The organism is Enterobacter sp. R-1.6.2, assembly GCF_035064085.1.
GTDB lineage: Bacteria > Pseudomonadota > Gammaproteobacteria > Enterobacterales > Enterobacteriaceae > Enterobacter > Enterobacter asburiae_B.
On record NZ_JASEYI010000013.1, the window covers coordinates 103,033 to 118,980 of the forward strand.

The following is a 15,948-nucleotide window of genomic DNA, read 5'->3' on the forward strand; positions in this document are numbered from 1 at the left end:
AGCCGCCATGATTCTGCTGATTGATAACTACGATTCCTTCACCTGGAACCTTTACCAGTATTTTTGTGAACTGGGTGCAGAGGTGGTTGTCCGCCGCAACGACGAGATCGGACTGGCCGATATCGGGACGCTGGCTCCGCAGAAAATCGTGATTTCTCCGGGGCCGTGTACGCCGTCAGAATCGGGTATTTCTTTGGATGTTATCCAGCACTATGCCGGCAAGCTGCCGATCCTGGGCGTTTGTCTGGGCCATCAGGCGATTGCTCAGGCGTTTGGTGCCACCATCGTGCGCGCCGCGAAAGTGATGCACGGTAAAACCTCTCCGGTCACCCACGCCGGCACCGGGGTATTCACGGGGCTCAATAACCCGTTAACCGTGACGCGCTACCATTCCCTGGTGATTGACCCGTCGACCCTGCCCGACTGCTTTGAGGTGACCGCCTGGAGCGATACGCAGGAGATCATGGGGATTCGCCACCGCGAATGGGACCTCGAAGGCGTGCAGTTCCACCCGGAAAGCATCCTCAGCGAGCAGGGGCACGCGCTGCTGGCAAATTTCCTCAATCGCTGAATATCTGTTGCCTTGCTGTGATTTTTTATGCATATTTTGTGATTATATTTTCACAATCACTGTGACATAAAAATGGATGGTCATGACATGGCAACTGAACAACCAGCAATTACCCGCGCGACATTTGATGAAGTGATCCTGCCGATTTATGCACCGGCTGAGTTTATCCCGGTGAAGGGGAAAGGCAGCCGCGTCTGGGATCAGCAGGGTAAAGAGTATGTGGATTTCGCGGGCGGGATTGCGGTCACGGCGCTGGGTCATTGCCATCCCGCGCTGGTTGAGGCGCTGAAAACCCAGGGCGAAACCCTGTGGCATACCAGCAATGTGTTCACCAACGAACCGGCGCTGGGCCTGGGCCGCAAGATCATCGATGCGACCTTTGCCGAGCGCGTGCTGTTTATGAACTCCGGCACTGAAGCCAACGAAACTGCGTTTAAGCTGGCACGCTACTACGCGACAACGCGCCACAGCCCGTACAAAACCAAAATCATCGCCTTCCACAATGCCTTCCACGGACGCTCCTTCTTTACCGTCTCCGTTGGCGGCCAACCGAAGTATTCCGACGGGTTTGGCCCGAAACCGGCCGACATTGTCCACGTGCCGTTTAACGATCTGCACGCGGTGAAAGCGGTCATGGACGACCATACCTGCGCCGTTGTTGTCGAGCCGATCCAGGGGGAAGGCGGCGTGACGGCGGCAACCCCGGAATTCCTGAAAGGGCTGCGCGCGCTGTGCGACGAGCATCAGGCGCTGCTGGTCTTTGATGAAGTGCAGTGCGGGATGGGGCGTACCGGCGATCTGTTCGCTTATATGCACTACGGCGTGACGCCGGATATTCTGACCAGCGCCAAAGCGCTCGGCGGCGGTTTCCCGGTGAGTGCGGTACTGACGACGCAGGAGATCGCCTCCGCGTTCCACGTCGGTTCTCATGGTTCCACCTACGGCGGTAACCCGCTGGCGAGCGCCGTGGCGGGTGCCGCATTCGACATTATCAACACGCCGGAGGTGTTGAACGCCGTTAGCGCGAAGCGCGAGCTTTTCGTAAAACACCTGCAAAAGATTGATGAGCAGTACGATGTGTTCAGCGAAATCCGCGGGATGGGGCTGTTGATTGGCGCCGAACTGAAGCCTCAGTACAAAGGCCGCGCGCGCGACTTCCTGCACGCCGCCGCGCACGAAGGGGTGATGGTGCTTAATGCCGGGCCTGACGTGATGCGCTTTGCGCCGTCGCTGGTGGTAGAAGACAAAGACATCGAAGACGGGTTAACCCGCTTTGCTGTCGCGGTCGAGAAGATTGTAAAAGGCTAATACTCGGTTCGCTTTAGCCGGCGCGTTAACCAAATGCCGTGATGCGGACGCTGACGCCATGCCACCGACGAAATGGTGTGCATGGTGTTCAGATGCCCCAGAACGCGCTGTAAATGCTGCTCCAGGGTGCTCATTGGCCCGTGGGTCAACGTCTCCGGCGCTTCAAGAATGTTTGAGTCGCCCGACTCGCCCGGCGCGTCATACTCCAGACGCTGCTGACACCTCTGCAACGCAATTTCACACGACTGCAAATAGCGCTGCGCCAGATCCGGCGTTAGCATCGTGTGCTCGCGCGCCAGCGTGGTCATGGCGTTAATATGCTCGACGATAAACTGGCTGTGCGTCACCCAGAGCTTCATGTCTGCCAGATAGTGCGAGTTAAAGCCCGGCTCCTGCATCGCCTGGTTGAGTGAGTTAAACAGGGCGTTGTGCGCCTGGTTGACCTTCATCCGCTGATAGGCCAGCGGGGAGGGCTGCGGGTCGTTGCTCAGGATCAGGCGAATAGCCTGCTGGTCGGCTTCCAGCGCGTCGTGGGCGTTCTGGCGCAGCAGCCCGCTCTGCCACTGCGGCCACAGCCAGACCATGCCGCCAAAGGCAATCAGGCAGCCGATCAGGGTATCAATCAGCCTGGCGACAATAAACTGTTCGCCATTCAGCGTGAGCAGCTGCAGGGTATATACCGCCGTCACCGTAAAGCCCACCATCGCCCAGCCGTAGTTTTTGCGGATAATCAGGTAGCTCACCAGCGTAATCGCCAGCATCCCTGCCAGGGTATAGCCTTCCGGCACGTGGAAGTGCAGCGTCACGCCCGCAATGATCAGCCCGGCCAGCGTTCCGCCAGCCCGATGCAGAATACGCACCCGCGTGGCGCCGTAGCCGTTCTGGGTGACAAACAGCACGGTCATTAAGATCCAGTAGGGTTTCGGCAGGTGCAGCGCCATGCCCATCAGGCTGGCGGTACTGAGCATCACGCTGATCCTTGCGGCGTTGCGCAGAGCGGACGATTTAAGAGAAAGATAGCTTTTGAGCGCGGGCAATAGCGGAAGCCGTTTTTGCTTATCCGCCATCAGGTCGCGGGGATAAAGCGGGCGCTGGGTGCGCAACACGCGGGCGATGCGGCTGAAGTGCCAGGCGGCAAACTGGCCGACCGGGTTATCGGGATGCTGGCGGGCGATTTTCTCCAGCGCGCCCAGCTGTTTTTCCATGTTAAAGCGCGTCGGGTAGCGGTGGTAGAGAATATCATCGGCCAGCACGCGCAGACGTGCCGAGACGGTCTGCGCGTTCCAGCGGATCACCGCTTCGGCGTGGCTGCGCTCGACCAGCTTTTGCACCTCCTGCGGGTGGTGAAGGCTTACGGAGATATGCTCCTGTAGATCCAGCCCGACCTGGAAGGTACGCAGCAGCCGTTTGTATTCGTGGTTCTTGTTGGCGGCGAGCATATGCAGCTGCTGATAGCACTGGCTTATGAGATCCACCACCTTCTGCTGGCGCGTCAGCAGCGGCGGTAAGGATTTTTCCGGGTCGGTATGCTGGGTGAGCAGGGTGTATTTGGCTTCGCAGTAATCCGCAAGCTGCACATAGAGCAGGCTCAGGGATTCACGCAGCGGCTGCTCCCGCCACAGCCAGAACCAAAACCAGTTAAACAGCCCGTACCATAATGTCCCCAGGGCGTAGATCAGCAGCGGCTCCCACACCGGCATGTTCCCGGCGAGGCTCAGCGTGAAAATGGCCGCAATCAGCGAGGCGGGAAGCAGGCGAGCGTGCAGCGAACTGATTTCCGCCGTGACGCCAAGGGTCATCGCCAGCACGGTCAGGATCAGCGGCAGCGGGATATCCCGGGCAAGCAGAAGTTGTACGGCGAGGCTACAGCCGGCAAACAGGCAGCCACCGATAATCAGGCGTTTGAAAAAGCGCTTATGCGGTGTGTCCAGACCGGCGATGTTGCAGCAGGCGGGCACGAGGGAAAACAGCAGGCCTTGTTGAAGATGTCCGAGTATCAGGCCTATGGCCACAGGAAGACACAACACCAGCGTTTGCCGCAGTGCGTAGTTAACTTCCGGGTGATAGATCAGCCTGCGCCACATGGGGAGTAGAGACAAAAACGGCGTGACACCTTGCGATGGCACGCCGTTTAAGCGGAATTAACGCGTTCCGTAGACCACGATGGTTTTACCGTGGGCGGAGATCAGGTTTTGATCTTCCAGCATTTTCAGGATACGGCCTACTGTTTCACGGGAGCAACCGACGATCTGACCAATTTCCTGACGGGTAATTTTAATTTGCATGCCGTCCGGGTGGGTCATGGCGTCTGGCTGTTTCGCCAGGTTCAGCAGAGTTTGTGCGATACGGCCGGTAACGTCCAGGAAGGCGAGGTTACCCACTTTCTCTGACGTGACCTGCAGACGGCGCGCCATCTGGGAAGAAAGACGCATCAGGATGTCAGGGTTAACCTGAATCAGCTGACGGAACTTCTTGTAAGAAATTTCAGCCACTTCACATGCTGTCTTTGCACGAACCCAGGCGCTACGTTCCTGGCCCTCTTCAAACAGGCCCAGTTCACCGATGAAATCGCCCTGGTTCAGATAAGAAAGGATCATCTCTTTCCCTTCTTCATCTTTGATCAGCACTGCCACCGAGCCTTTAACGATGTAATACAACGTTTCCGCTTTTTCACCCTGGTGAATCAGCGTGCTCTTCGATGGGTACTTATGAATGTGGCAATGAGACAAGAACCATTCGAGAGTCGGGTCTGTTTGCGGTTTGCCAAGCACCATGCGCTGTTATCCTCTGTTATAAGCTGTCACCAGAGTCATCAGATGCATCCGGACTCTGGGGTTGCAATCGAATTCTTACCCATACCCTGGGAAGTCGGCTACCGTAACGTTTCGCAGCCAGTAAAGTTTGATGTCCTCTGCATACACGTGTAACGTCAATGTATTACTGTAGCATCCTGAGTGTTTTAGCATAGCTTTCGCCGCGTGTCTCCTGGTGTCTCGCTTCAGCATGATGCAGGTCGCCTTCCATTGCGATAAATGTAACGCACACGTAATCTGTCACCAAAAATGCAACGTTGGAGTTAATGAATATGCAAGCGCGCGTGAAATGGGTTGAAGGTTTAACGTTCCTGGGCGAGTCCGCGTCAGGACACCAGATTTTGATGGACGGTAACTCCGGTGATAAAGCACCCAGCCCAATGGAAATGGTGCTGATGGCGGCAGGCGGATGCAGCGCAATTGATGTGGTGTCGATTCTGCAAAAAGGACGTCATGACGTGACGGATTGTGAGGTTAAACTCACGTCAGAGCGTCGCGAAGAGGCGCCACGCCTGTTCACCCATATTAACCTGCACTTTGTGGTCACCGGTAAAGAGCTGAAAGACGCGGCGGTCTCGCGTGCGGTGGACCTGTCTGCGGAGAAGTACTGCTCTGTGGCGTTAATGCTGGAGAAAGCGGTAAAAATCACGCATTCGTATGAAGTGATCGAGGCGTGACTGATGGGGCATCGTGCGTGTTGATGCCCTCACCCTAACCCTCTCCCACAGGGAGAGGGAACATGCTCACGCGATCTGCTTCCCTTCCATCAGTCGCTCCACCAGCGGCGTCATGATGAGCTCCATCGCCAGCCCCATTTTTCCGCCCGGCACGACTAACGTATTCATGTGCGAAATAAACGAGCCCTGCAGCATTGCCAGCAGCCACGGGTAATCAATGCCTTCGAGATTGCGGAAATGGATCACCACAAAGCTCTCATCCAGCGACGGGATGCTTTTAGCGGCAAACGGGTTCGAGGTGTCCACCGTCGGCACGCGCTGGAAGTTGATATGGGTGCGGGAGAACTGCGGCGTCAGGAAGTTAATGTAATCCTCCATGGAGCGCACCACGGAGTCCATCACCGCCTCTCGCGAATGGCCGCGCTCGCTCATGTCGCGCGTCAGCTTCTGGATCCACTCCAGGTTAACGATAGGGACCACGCCGACCAGCAGATCCACGTGGCGCGCCACGTCGTGTTGAGGCGTGACCACGCCGCCGTGCAATCCTTCGTAAAAGAGGACGTCGGTGGGTTCCGGCAGCGGCTGCCACGGGGTAAAGGTTCCCGGCACCTGATTCCAGGGTACGGCTTCATCATAGGTATGCAGATACTTGCGGGACTGCCCTTTGCCGCTCTTACCGTACTCTATAAAGGTTTGTTCCAGCAGGCCAAAGTCATTGGCCTCCGGGCCGAAGTAGCTGATGTGTTTACCCGAATCGCGCGCCTTACGAATGGCCATGTCCATCTCCGGGCGCGTGTAGCGGTGAAAGCTGTCGCCTTCGACCTCCGCCGCACGGAGATTCAGCTGGGCGAAAATCTTGCGAAATGCGAGGCTGGTGGTGGTGGTTCCCGCACCACTCGACCCCGTAACGGCAATAACCGGATGTCTGGCAGACATAGCAACTCCCTGACTGAAAAGGGTGGAAGATCAGCCGTGAAACGCGTTGCGGGGCATGATATTGACCGTCTCATGCAGTTCTGACCACACCAGCACCACGTCGCCGCTTTTCAGCTGGCGCTTAACATCGTTGACCTTTTGCTCAAGCGAGCGTTCCTGTTCACCATAATCGGTGCCTTCGCGTAATACAAAGCTTTCAATCAGATTATCGAGCGTTTCGGGAGCCAGATCCTGCCAGGGAATAATCATTTTGCACCGTCCAGATAAGGGGTCAGCCAGTCAGGAATACGCGCCTCAAGCCACATTTTCGGGCGGCGCAGCGTGCCGCCGATAAAGCCGACGTGGCCGCCGTGCTCGGTCAACTGATAGTGAACGTTGTCGGGCAGGAATTCCTGAGCGGGGATCGAGTGATGATCCATAAACGGGTCATCTTTGGCATGAATAATCAGCGTCGGCTGCGTGATCTTGCTGAGCAGCGGCATGGCGCTGCACTGACGATAATAGTCAATCGCATCGGCGAAGCCGTGGATTTTCGCGGTGATCAGGTCGTCGAACTCGCGGATACGACGCACCTTTTTCAGCTGGCGCAGGCTTACCGGCAGGGTATCCGGGTAGGCCTTCAGCTTACGCGCCGCGTTGGCCTTCAGCAGGTTGAGCAGGTAGCGCTGGTAGACGCGGGAAAAGCCTTTATCCATGTGGTAGCTGCACTGCTCGAGCATAAACGGCGTGGAGACAATGACGGCGGCATCCAGCGGTACGCTTTCGCCCTCTTTGGCCAGCAGACAGGCCAGCATATTGCCGCCCAGCGAGTAGCCCACGGCGGCCGTTGGCACGGTGCCATAATTTTCCCGCAGCCAGTGTAAAAACCACGTCCCGTCTTCGGTTTCACCCGAGTGATAAATGCGTTTCTGACGATTCGGTTCACCGCTGCAGCCGCGAAAATGCATCACCACGCCGAGCCAGCCGCGCGCTTTTGCCGCCTCAATTAGCCCATGCGCATACGGGCTGTGCAGGCTGCCTTCCAGACCGTGGAAAACCACCAGACGCGGCTTATGGCGAGCCTGTTCAGGCGCTTCGCTCCAGGCGAGATCCAGAAAATCACCGTCTGGCAGGTCAAGCCGTTGCCAGTGCGGGGTGAACTGAACCTTGCGGCGGATCAGTCGCGGCAGCATGGTCTGCAAATGCGGATTGGCCACGCCGCGCATAGGCACGAACTCAGTGCTGTCTTCGGCCGCAATGTCGAAGTCTGATGGAATGATTTGGGTCATAAGCGCGATGCTGATTCTTGTCGGAAATTTACGATACTTTCCGAATTGTACCCCGTTTAAGCTGGATTTCCGAACCCGGTACGGATTCTGCTCTTCAAACGGGGTAAATAAGTCAGTCAGCCTGCAGCATCGCTTCCAGCTGTTCCTGCGCGTCGAGCCACGCCATCTCGCACTCTTCGAGACTGGATTTGGTCTTCGCCTGGGTTTGCAGGCAGTCGGTCAGCTCAGCCTTGCGGCTCTGGTCATACAGGCCGCTATCGCCGAGCTTCTCTTCAACGATAGCCAGCGTGGCGTTGAGTTTTTCCATCTCTTTTTCGAGACGGGTAATCTCTTTACGCAGGGGCTGCGTCTGGGTGCGCAGCTCCGCCTCACGGCGCTTCTGATCTTTACGCGCCTGCGCGCTGTTGGCGTTGTCTTTCGCTGACTCTTCCGGCTGGTTTTCCTGCTTCTGCACGTCCGTCAGCCACTGCTGATAGTCTTCCAGATCGCCGTCGAACGGTTCGACTTTGCCGCCGTGCACTAAATAGAGATCGTCCGTGGTGGAGCGGATCAGGTGACGGTCGTGCGAAACCACCACCAGCGCGCCTTCGAACTCAATCAGCGCCTCGGTCAGCGCCTGACGCATGTCGAGATCCAGGTGGTTGGTCGGTTCATCGAGCAGCAGCAGGTTCGGGCGCTGCCAGACGATCAGCGCCAGCACCAGACGGGCCTTTTCGCCGCCGGAGAAGCGCTCGGTGTTTTCAGTCACCTTATCGCCCTGGAAGCCGAAGCCGCCGAGATAGTCGCGCAGCTTCTGCTCCATCTCCTGCGGCGCAAGACGCGCGAGGTGCTGAATCGGCGATTCATCCGCGCGTAAAAATTCCAGCTGATGCTGGGCGAAGTAACCCAGCTTGATGCCCTTCGCGAGGCCGATTTCGCCGCTGACCGGGTTAAGCTCGCCCGCCAGCAGTTTGATCAGCGTCGATTTACCGGCGCCGTTACGCCCCAGCAGGCCAATACGTGAACCCGGCACCAGGTTGAGCTTGATGGAGTCGAGAATAATGCGGTCGGCATAGCCCGCGCTGACCTTCTCCATCTTCAGCAGCGGGTTCGGCAGGCTTTCCGGCTCGCGGAAGCTGAAGTGGAACGGGTTATCCACGTGCGCCGGGGCAATCATCTCCATGCGTTCCAGCATCTTGATGCGGCTCTGGGCCTGCTTGGCTTTTGAGGCTTTGGCCTTAAAGCGATCCACAAAGCTCTGCAGGTGCGCCACGCGCTGCTGCTGGCTTTCATACATGGACTGCTGCTGGGCGAGACGCGTCGCGCGCTGGCGCTCGAAGGAGCTGTAGTTGCCGGTGTACTCGAACATCGTTTGCTGTTCGATATGAATAATTTTATCCACCACCGGGTCAAGGAAGTCGCGGTCGTGGGAGATCAGAATCAGAGTGCCCTGATAGCTCTTGAGCCACTTCTCCAGCCAAATAACCGCATCGAGATCGAGGTGGTTGGTCGGTTCGTCGAGCAACAGCAGGTCAGAGCGGCAGATCAGCGCCTGCGCCAGGTTGAGGCGCATACGCCAGCCGCCGGAGAAGTCGCTGACCGGACGTTCCAGCTGTTCGTTGCTGAAGCCCAGGCCGTGCAGCAGGCTGGAGGCGCGGGAGCGAATGGTCCACGCGTCGATGGCGTCCAGCTTGCCGTGAACGGTGGCGATGGCGTGACCGTCGTTGCGCTCGTTAGCAGAATGAAGTTCCGCTTCGAGCTTACGGTATTCACGGTCGCCGTCGATAACATAGTCGAGTGCCGGTTCGCTCAGCGCAGGCGTCTCCTGGTTTACCCAGGCGAGCTGCCAGTTTCCCGGGAAGGTAAAGTTACCGCCATCCGCGCTAATCTCGTTTTTCAGCAGCGCCAGCAGGGTGGATTTACCGCAGCCGTTTTTGCCGACCAGACCCACTTTTTGGCCCGGGTTGATGGTAGCAGTGGCGTTATCCAGCAGGACGCGCACGCCGCGACGAATTTGTAACGAGGAGAAAACAATCATAGAAGCGCCGTATGTTCCGACTATGTTAATTTGTCATTATGATAATGTAAGGTGTGGGCCATTTTCCGCACCGGGCCGCCATGGTAGCCCAAAACAGCGACGATACACAAAAACAGAAACAAGACCGGGAGGGGAATGATGTCTCAGACAGCAAAAGTGCTGCTGCTGTATGCCCATCCGGAATCTCAGGACTCGGTGGCAAACCGGGTGCTGCTTAAGCCGGCCACACAGCTTAGTAACGTAACGGTGCACGATCTCTACGCGCACTATCCTGATTTCTTTATTGATATCCCTTACGAGCAGGAGCTGCTGCGTCAGCATGACGTGATTGTGTTCCAGCATCCGCTTTATACCTATAGCTGTCCGGCGCTGCTCAAAGAGTGGCTGGACCGCGTGTTGAGCCGGGGCTTCTCCAGCGGGGTGGGGGGCAACCAGCTGGCGGGAAAGTACTGGCGTAGTGTGATTACGACCGGTGAACCCGAAAGCGCTTACCGCCACGACGGGCTGAACCGCTATCCGATGAGCGATATCCTCAGGCCATTCGAGCTGACGGCGGCGATGTGCCGTATGCACTGGATGAGCCCGATTATTGTCTACTGGGCGCGGCGTCAGGATCCGAAAGAGCTGGCAAGCCACGCCAGAGCCTACGGTGAATGGCTGGCGTCACCTATTCCGGCAGGAGGTCGTTAATGGAAGGATCGAATTTACTCCTCGCCGGGGTGCTGTTTTTATTTGCGGCCGTCGTCGCGGTGCCGCTTGCAGCCCGTATTGGTATCGGTGCGGTGCTGGGGTATCTGCTGGCGGGGATCGCGATTGGGCCATGGGGGCTGGGATTCATCAGCGATGTCGATGAGATCCTCCATTTCTCCGAGCTGGGCGTGGTGTTCCTGATGTTCATCATCGGCCTGGAGCTGAATCCTTCGAAATTGTGGCAGCTCCGACGCTCTATCTTTGGCGTGGGCGCCGCGCAGGTGTTGTTCAGCGCCGCGATCCTGGGTGGCCTGTTAATGCTGACAAACTTTTCATGGCAGGCGGCGGTGATTGGCGGGATAGGGCTTGCGATGTCGTCGACGGCGATGGCGCTGCAGCTGATGCGCGACAAAGGGATGAATCGCAACGAAGCCGGTCAGCTGGGCTTTTCGGTGCTGCTGTTCCAGGATTTGGCGGTGATCCCGGCGCTGGCGCTGGTGCCGCTGCTGGCGGGGTCCGGGGACGATCACTTCGACTGGGCTAAAATCGCCATGAAGGTGCTGGCCTTCGCGGGCATGCTGATTGGCGGTCGTTTCCTGCTACGTCCCGTGTTCCGCTTTATAGCCGCGTCGGGCGTTCGCGAGGTGTTTACCGCCGCGACGCTGCTGCTGGTGCTGGGATCGGCGTTGTTTATGGACGCGCTGGGGCTCTCGATGGCGCTCGGGACCTTTATCGCCGGGGTGCTGCTGGCGGAGAGTGAGTATCGGCACGAGCTGGAAATTGCCATCGATCCCTTCAAAGGGCTGCTGTTAGGCCTGTTCTTTATTTCTGTGGGGATGGCGCTTAACCTCGGTGTGCTCTATACCCATCTGCTGTGGGTGATAGTGAGCGTAGCTATCCTGGTTGCGGTGAAGATGCTGGTACTGTACGTCATAGCGCGTATCTACGGGCTGCGCAGTTCGGAACGCATGCAGTTTGCCAGCGTGTTAAGCCAGGGAGGCGAGTTCGCGTTTGTGCTTTTCTCGACCGCATCCTCCCAGAAGCTGTTTAAAGACGATCAGATGGCGCTTTTGCTGGTGACGGTCACGCTGTCTATGATGACCACGCCGCTGCTGATGAAGCTGGTGGATAAACTGCTGTCGCGCCGCCTGAACCCAAATGACGATGAAGACGAAGCGCCGTGGGTGGAAGACGATAAGCCGCAGGTGATTGTGGTGGGCTTTGGCCGTTTTGGACAGGTTATCGGGCGTTTGCTGATGGCGAACAAAATGCGCATTACGGTACTGGAGCGTGATATCAGCGCGGTCAACCTGATGCGCAAATATGGCTACAAGGTTTACTACGGCGACGCGACCCAGCTTGAGCTGCTGCGCTCGGCGGGGGCGGAAGCGGCAGAGTCCATCGTGATTACCTGTAACGATCCGGAAGACACGATGAAGCTGGTGGATCTGTGCCAGCAGCATTTCCCGCATCTGCATATTCTGGCGCGTGCGCGGGGACGTGTTGAAGCTCACGAATTGTTGCAGGCGGGTGTGAAACACTTCTCCCGTGAGACGTTCTCCAGTGCGCTGGAGCTGGGCCGTAAGGCGCTGATCTCGCTCGGCATGCATCCGCATCAGGCGCAGCGCGCCCAGATGCACTTCCGCCGGCTGGATATGCGGATGTTGCGCGAGCTGATGCCGGTACATACCGATACGGCGCAGATATCCCGCGTGCGGGAAGCGCGTCGCGAGCTGGAGGAGATCTTCCAGCGAGAGATGCAACAGGAACGACGCCAGCTTGATGGCTGGGATGAATTTGAATAAAGGGTAACGAAAGATGGCTGTACGTAAACGCTTTATCGCGGGTGCAAAATGCCCGACCTGTCAGGCGCAAGATACCCTGGCGATGTGGCGGGAAAATAATGTTGATGTTGTTGAGTGTGTTAAGTGCGGTCACCAGATGCGTGAGGCCGATAAAGAGGCCCGCGATCACGTTCGCAAAGAAGAGCAAGTTATCGGGATTTTTCATCCGGACTAGCGATATGCCCTGAGTTTTTTTAAGCTAAAGGGTACACGGGTGCAGATTTCCGCTACAATCTGCGCCAGCAATTTTCCCACGCTCAGGAGATATCATGAAAGTAGCAAAAGACCTGGTGGTCAGCCTGGCCTATCAGGTACGTACAGAAGACGGTGTGTTGGTTGATGAGTCTCCGGTGAGTGCGCCGCTTGACTACCTGCATGGTCACGGTTCCCTGATTTCTGGCCTGGAAAACGCGCTGGAAGGTCATGAAGTTGGCGACAAATTTGACGTTGCTGTAGGCGCGAACGACGCTTACGGTCAGTATGACGACAACCTGGTTCAGCGCGTTCCTAAAGACGTGTTCATGGGCGTTGACGAACTGCAGGTTGGCATGCGCTTCCTGGCTGAAACTGACCAGGGCCCGGTTCCTGTTGAAATCACCGAAGTGGAAGATGACCACGTCGTGGTTGACGGTAACCACATGCTGGCTGGCCAGAACCTGAAGTTCAACGTAGAAGTTGTTGCGATCCGTGAAGCGACCGAAGAAGAGCTGGCTCATGGCCACGTTCACGGTGCGCACGGTCACGACCATGACCACGATCACGGCCACGACGGCTGCTGCGGTGGTCACGGCCACGATCACGACCATGGTCACGACCACGGTAAAGGTGGTTGCGGTAACGGCGGCTGCGGTTGCCACTAATTCCGTCATGCGGAAAATAAAAAAGCGGGATAATAATCCCGCTTTTTTTACGCCTCAATAATGAGGAGGTGGCGTCTCTTCTGACTGAGAGGCAATGTTTGACGGCTGTGTAGCCTTCAGCTTTTCCGTCAGCAGGCGCATATGATCCCGCAGTTTTGCCATTTCGAGCTCATGTGCGGTCACGGTCTGGTTTAGCTCTTCGATGGTGATGTCCTGAAAAGCCAGGCGGCTTTCCAGCTCAGCCATTCTCGCTTCTATTGCTGTATCCTTCATCATTCACCTCGTTTATTTCAGATTCGCCATAATGGCCCTGCGGCGGCGCAGTTTAACTGAGTTTATCCTTAAGTACAGTCCGCATCCCCTTGGCAGGAAACTTATTTAAACAAAAATAGTCTGAAAAGTGGCGAGAATTGGAAGTGTCTGTCTGTAGATTTCTTCCGCAACGTTTTATAGTACGTAACTCATTTACGTTTAACGCTGGGGTGAGAGTCCCCAGGCCCTGGAGATATGGATGAAATCACTGTTTAAAGTAACGCTGCTGGCGACGACGATGGCTGTTGCGCTGAACGCGCCGCTGTCATTCGCTGCTGATACTGCTGCGAAGCCTGCTGCCACTGCAGACAGCAAAGCGGCGTTCAAAAATGACGACCAGAAATCCGCCTACGCACTGGGCGCATCTCTGGGTCGCTACATGGAAAACTCTCTGAAAGAACAAGAGAAACTGGGCATCAAACTGGATAAAGCTCAGCTGATCGCGGGCGTTCAGGACGCATTTGCAGATAAGAGCAAGCTGTCTGACCAGGAAATTGAACAGACTCTGCAGGCGTTCGAAGCGCGCGTGAAGGGTGCCGCGCAGACCAAGATGGACGCGGACGCTAAAGACAACGAAGCGAAAGGCAAAGCCTACCGCGATACCTTTGCCAAAGAGAAAGGTGTGAAAACCTCTTCTACCGGCCTGGTGTACAAAGTTGAGAAAGAAGGCACCGGCGATGCGCCTAAAGACAGCGACACCGTGGTTGTGAACTACAAAGGTACGCTGATCGACGGTAAAGAGTTCGATAACTCTTACACCCGCGGTGAGCCGCTCTCCTTCCGTCTGGATGGTGTGATCCCTGGCTGGACTGAAGGCCTGAAAAACATCAAGAAAGGCGGCAAGATCAAGATGGTTATCCCACCGGATCTGGCCTATGGCAAAACCGGCGTTCCGGGTATCCCTGCCAACTCTACGCTGGTCTTTGACGTAGAGCTGCTGGATATCAAACCGGCACCGAAAGCGGATGCGAAAGCAGACGCACCGGCTGACGATAAAGCCGCTGCTGCTAAGAAGTAATGTTGAAAAAAACCGCCGCCTTTCAGGCGGCGGTTTTTTTATTGTGGGGCAGATATAATTAACACTGGAAAGCGCTACGCACGCTGTATTAATTTAGTTGTCCGTGTAGATAATGAGCCTGCCCTGAAAACCTAACGACAGGCTCCTGAAAAGGAGTGTTTTTTTCATGTCCAGGTCGCTTTTAACCAACGAAACCAGTGAACTTGATTTGCTGGATCAACGTCCTTTCGATCAGACCGACTTCGATATTCTGAAATCCTACGAAGCGGTAGTGGACGGGTTAGCGATGCTCATTGGCTCCCACTGCGAAATCGTATTGCACTCCCTGCAAGATCTGAAGTGTTCCGCCATCCGCATTGCGAATGGTGAGCATACTGGCCGTAAAATTGGTTCGCCAATTACCGACCTTGCATTGCGTATGCTGCATGACATGACCGGCGCGGACAGCAGCGTCTCAAAATGCTATTTCACCCGCGCCAAAAGCGGCGTGCTGATGAAATCAGAAACCATCGCGATTCGAAACCGCGAGCATCGTGTTATTGGGCTGCTGTGCATCAACATGAACCTTGATGTGCCATTCTCGCAAATCATGAGCACCTTTATTCCACCAGAAACGCCGGACGTTGGCTCTTCTGTTAACTTTGCCTCCTCCGTTGAAGATCTGGTGACCCAGACGCTTGAGTTTACGATTGAAGAGGTGAATGCCGATCGCAACGTCTCGAACAACGCCAAGAATCGCCAGATCGTGCTCAATCTCTACGAAAAAGGGATTTTTGATATTAAAGACGCCATCAACCAGGTGGCCGATCGTCTGAACATCTCCAAGCACACGGTCTACCTCTATATTCGCCAGTTCAAAAGCGGCGATTTCCAGGGACAAGACAAGTAATGCGTTTTGCGTTAATGGTGACAGGCCCGGCGTACGGCACTCAGCAGGCCAGCAGCGCGCTGCAGTTTGCGCATGCGCTACTGGCGGCCGGACATGAGCTGGCGAGCGTCTTCTTCTATCGGGAAGGGGTGTATAACGCGAATCAGTTTACGTCACCGGCGAGCGACGAGTTCGATCTGGTGCGCGCCTGGCAGGCATTAAACGAAAAGCAGGGCGTAGAACTGCACATCTGCGTGGCGGCGGCACTGCGCCGCGGGGTGACCGATGCAACCGAAGCCGCACGTCTTGGTTTATCGGGTTCTAACCTGCAGCCCGGCTTTTCGTTGAGTGGCCTGGGTGCACTGGCACAGGCGGCATTAACCTGCGACAGAGTGGTGCAATTCTGATGAAGCGTGTCGCGTTTGTTTTTTCCTCCGCACCGCACGGCAATGCGTCCGGCAGAGAAGGGCTGGATGCGCTGCTCGCGACCTCAGCATTGACCGAAGATATCGGTGTCTTCTTTTTGGGCGACGGCGTATTTCAGCTTCTGGCGGGGCAGCAGCCTCAGGCCATTCTGGCGCGCGATTACATCGCGACGTTCAAAGTGTTACCGCTTTACGATATCGAAACCTTCTATGTCTGTGCCGACTCCCTGGCTGCGCGCGGTTTAAACGAGGCAACGCCTTTCGTGCTGGATGTGACAGTCCTGTCTTCTGTTGCACTGCGCGAACACCTTTCCCACTACGACACCGTTCTGACTTTCTGA

The 15,948-nt window shown here is 56.5% G+C and carries 18 protein-coding genes; 11 read left to right on the forward strand and 7 right to left on the reverse strand.

Annotation, left to right across the window (positions count from 1 at the left end; all coding sequences use genetic code 11):
• Positions 1 to 7: 7 nt before the first annotated feature.
• Positions 8 to 571, forward strand: coding sequence for an aminodeoxychorismate synthase component 2 (gene pabA, locus QMN93_RS15335; protein WP_047059796.1), 564 nt, complete (start codon positions 8 to 10; stop codon positions 569 to 571).
• 87 nt (positions 572 to 658) lie between these two features.
• Positions 659 to 1,879 (forward strand): aspartate aminotransferase family protein, encoded by a 1,221-nt coding sequence (locus tag QMN93_RS15340; protein ID WP_193140120.1) that lies wholly within the window; start codon positions 659 to 661, stop codon positions 1,877 to 1,879.
• On the opposite strand, the gene QMN93_RS15345 is transcribed toward QMN93_RS15340, so the two are convergent.
• Together QMN93_RS15345 and crp are read right to left on the reverse strand one after the other, a co-directional pair.
• Complete coding sequence (locus QMN93_RS15345) at positions 1,876 to 3,963, reverse strand: YccS/YhfK family putative transporter (protein WP_193140162.1); 2,088 nt, start codon at positions 3,961 to 3,963, stop codon at positions 1,876 to 1,878. The genes QMN93_RS15340 and QMN93_RS15345 overlap by 4 nt on opposite strands.
• Positions 3,964 to 4,020: 57 nt before the next feature.
• Positions 4,021 to 4,653 carry a cAMP-activated global transcriptional regulator CRP gene (gene crp, locus QMN93_RS15350; protein WP_000242758.1) on the reverse strand — a complete coding sequence of 211 codons (633 nt, stop codon included), beginning with the start codon at positions 4,651 to 4,653 and terminating at the stop codon, positions 4,021 to 4,023.
• A gap of 311 nt (positions 4,654 to 4,964) precedes the next feature.
• Here crp and QMN93_RS15355 point away from each other — a divergent pair, with 311 nt between their 5' ends.
• Positions 4,965 to 5,369 carry an OsmC family protein gene (locus tag QMN93_RS15355; protein ID WP_008503018.1) on the forward strand — a complete coding sequence of 135 codons (405 nt, stop codon included), beginning with the start codon at positions 4,965 to 4,967 and terminating at the stop codon, positions 5,367 to 5,369.
• Between the two features lie 66 nt (positions 5,370 to 5,435).
• Here QMN93_RS15355 and QMN93_RS15360 read toward each other — a convergent pair whose 3' ends face one another.
• The 4 genes from QMN93_RS15360 to QMN93_RS15375 form a co-directional block, all read right to left on the reverse strand.
• Positions 5,436 to 6,305: a phosphoribulokinase gene (locus QMN93_RS15360; RefSeq protein WP_023309465.1), complete on the reverse strand. Its 870-nt coding sequence runs from the start codon at positions 6,303 to 6,305 to the stop codon at positions 5,436 to 5,438.
• A gap of 30 nt (positions 6,306 to 6,335) precedes the next feature.
• Positions 6,336 to 6,554: a YheU family protein gene (locus QMN93_RS15365; RefSeq protein ID WP_008503016.1), complete on the reverse strand. Its 219-nt coding sequence runs from the start codon at positions 6,552 to 6,554 to the stop codon at positions 6,336 to 6,338.
• Positions 6,551 to 7,573, reverse strand: coding sequence for a hydrolase (locus tag QMN93_RS15370; RefSeq protein WP_193140118.1), 1,023 nt, complete (start codon positions 7,571 to 7,573; stop codon positions 6,551 to 6,553). The genes QMN93_RS15365 and QMN93_RS15370 overlap by 4 nt, the downstream gene beginning before the upstream one ends.
• Positions 7,574 to 7,685: 112 nt before the next feature.
• Positions 7,686 to 9,590, reverse strand: coding sequence for an ABC transporter ATP-binding protein (locus QMN93_RS15375; protein WP_033146795.1), 1,905 nt, complete (start codon positions 9,588 to 9,590; stop codon positions 7,686 to 7,688).
• A 135-nt stretch (positions 9,591 to 9,725) separates the two neighbouring features.
• On the opposite strand from QMN93_RS15375, the gene kefG reads away from it, so the two are divergent.
• The 4 genes from kefG (at position 9,726) to slyD (ending at position 12,984) form a co-directional block, all read left to right on the forward strand.
• Positions 9,726 to 10,280 (forward strand): glutathione-regulated potassium-efflux system ancillary protein KefG, encoded by a 555-nt coding sequence (gene kefG, locus QMN93_RS15380; protein ID WP_021242220.1) that lies wholly within the window; start codon positions 9,726 to 9,728, stop codon positions 10,278 to 10,280.
• Entirely contained in the window at positions 10,280 to 12,085 is a 1,806-nt protein-coding gene (gene kefB / locus QMN93_RS15385; RefSeq protein ID WP_193140116.1) for a glutathione-regulated potassium-efflux system protein KefB, read from the forward strand. The genes kefG and kefB overlap by 1 nt, the downstream gene beginning before the upstream one ends.
• Positions 12,086 to 12,098: 13 nt before the next feature.
• Positions 12,099 to 12,299: a YheV family putative zinc ribbon protein gene (locus QMN93_RS15390; RefSeq protein WP_033146793.1), complete on the forward strand. Its 201-nt coding sequence runs from the start codon at positions 12,099 to 12,101 to the stop codon at positions 12,297 to 12,299.
• Between the two features lie 94 nt (positions 12,300 to 12,393).
• Positions 12,394 to 12,984: a peptidylprolyl isomerase gene (gene slyD, locus QMN93_RS15395; protein ID WP_014833521.1), complete on the forward strand. Its 591-nt coding sequence runs from the start codon at positions 12,394 to 12,396 to the stop codon at positions 12,982 to 12,984.
• A 54-nt stretch (positions 12,985 to 13,038) separates the two neighbouring features.
• On the opposite strand, the gene QMN93_RS15400 is transcribed toward slyD, so the two are convergent.
• Positions 13,039 to 13,257 carry a protein SlyX gene (locus QMN93_RS15400; RefSeq protein WP_023309461.1) on the reverse strand — a complete coding sequence of 73 codons (219 nt, stop codon included), beginning with the start codon at positions 13,255 to 13,257 and terminating at the stop codon, positions 13,039 to 13,041.
• A 238-nt stretch (positions 13,258 to 13,495) separates the two neighbouring features.
• Between QMN93_RS15400 and fkpA the strand changes: the two genes are divergently transcribed.
• From fkpA to tusC, 4 genes are all read left to right on the forward strand, one after another.
• Positions 13,496 to 14,314 carry an FKBP-type peptidyl-prolyl cis-trans isomerase gene (fkpA, locus tag QMN93_RS15405; protein WP_023309460.1) on the forward strand — a complete coding sequence of 273 codons (819 nt, stop codon included), beginning with the start codon at positions 13,496 to 13,498 and terminating at the stop codon, positions 14,312 to 14,314.
• 166 nt (positions 14,315 to 14,480) lie between these two features.
• Positions 14,481 to 15,203, forward strand: a complete 723-nt coding sequence (locus tag QMN93_RS15410; protein ID WP_014171909.1) for a transcriptional regulator — start codon at positions 14,481 to 14,483, stop codon at positions 15,201 to 15,203.
• Complete coding sequence (tusD, locus tag QMN93_RS15415; RefSeq protein WP_033146792.1) at positions 15,203 to 15,589, forward strand: sulfurtransferase complex subunit TusD; 387 nt, start codon at positions 15,203 to 15,205, stop codon at positions 15,587 to 15,589. Before QMN93_RS15410 ends, tusD begins: the two co-directional genes overlap by 1 nt.
• A complete protein-coding gene (gene tusC / locus QMN93_RS15420; protein WP_048976244.1) occupies positions 15,589 to 15,948 on the forward strand; it encodes a sulfurtransferase complex subunit TusC in 360 nt (119 codons plus the stop codon). Before tusD ends, tusC begins: the two co-directional genes overlap by 1 nt.

Bases quoted from the DNA above. Each gene is read 5' to 3' on its own strand.
- QMN93_RS15360 (WP_023309465.1), bottom strand. From the start codon at position 6,305: ATGTCTGCCAGACATCCGGTTATTGCCGTTACGGGGTCGAGTGGTGCG.
- tusD (WP_033146792.1), top strand. From the start codon at position 15,203: ATGCGTTTTGCGTTAATGGTGACAGGCCCGGCGTACGGCACTCAGCAG.
- crp (WP_000242758.1), bottom strand. From the start codon at position 4,653: ATGGTGCTTGGCAAACCGCAAACAGACCCGACTCTCGAATGGTTCTTG.
- pabA (WP_047059796.1), top strand. From the start codon at position 8: ATGATTCTGCTGATTGATAACTACGATTCCTTCACCTGGAACCTTTAC.
- kefB (WP_193140116.1), top strand. From the start codon at position 10,280: ATGGAAGGATCGAATTTACTCCTCGCCGGGGTGCTGTTTTTATTTGCG.
- QMN93_RS15340 (WP_193140120.1), top strand. From the start codon at position 659: ATGGCAACTGAACAACCAGCAATTACCCGCGCGACATTTGATGAAGTG.
- slyD (WP_014833521.1), top strand. From the start codon at position 12,394: ATGAAAGTAGCAAAAGACCTGGTGGTCAGCCTGGCCTATCAGGTACGT.
- QMN93_RS15400 (WP_023309461.1), bottom strand. From the start codon at position 13,257: ATGAAGGATACAGCAATAGAAGCGAGAATGGCTGAGCTGGAAAGCCGC.
- QMN93_RS15410 (WP_014171909.1), top strand. From the start codon at position 14,481: ATGTCCAGGTCGCTTTTAACCAACGAAACCAGTGAACTTGATTTGCTG.
- QMN93_RS15345 (WP_193140162.1), bottom strand. From the start codon at position 3,963: ATGTGGCGCAGGCTGATCTATCACCCGGAAGTTAACTACGCACTGCGG.
- fkpA (WP_023309460.1), top strand. From the start codon at position 13,496: ATGAAATCACTGTTTAAAGTAACGCTGCTGGCGACGACGATGGCTGTT.
- QMN93_RS15370 (WP_193140118.1), bottom strand. From the start codon at position 7,573: ATGACCCAAATCATTCCATCAGACTTCGACATTGCGGCCGAAGACAGC.
- QMN93_RS15365 (WP_008503016.1), bottom strand. From the start codon at position 6,554: ATGATTATTCCCTGGCAGGATCTGGCTCCCGAAACGCTCGATAATCTG.
- QMN93_RS15375 (WP_033146795.1), bottom strand. From the start codon at position 9,590: ATGATTGTTTTCTCCTCGTTACAAATTCGTCGCGGCGTGCGCGTCCTG.
- QMN93_RS15390 (WP_033146793.1), top strand. From the start codon at position 12,099: ATGGCTGTACGTAAACGCTTTATCGCGGGTGCAAAATGCCCGACCTGT.
- kefG (WP_021242220.1), top strand. From the start codon at position 9,726: ATGATGTCTCAGACAGCAAAAGTGCTGCTGCTGTATGCCCATCCGGAA.
- tusC (WP_048976244.1), top strand. From the start codon at position 15,589: ATGAAGCGTGTCGCGTTTGTTTTTTCCTCCGCACCGCACGGCAATGCG.
- QMN93_RS15355 (WP_008503018.1), top strand. From the start codon at position 4,965: ATGCAAGCGCGCGTGAAATGGGTTGAAGGTTTAACGTTCCTGGGCGAG.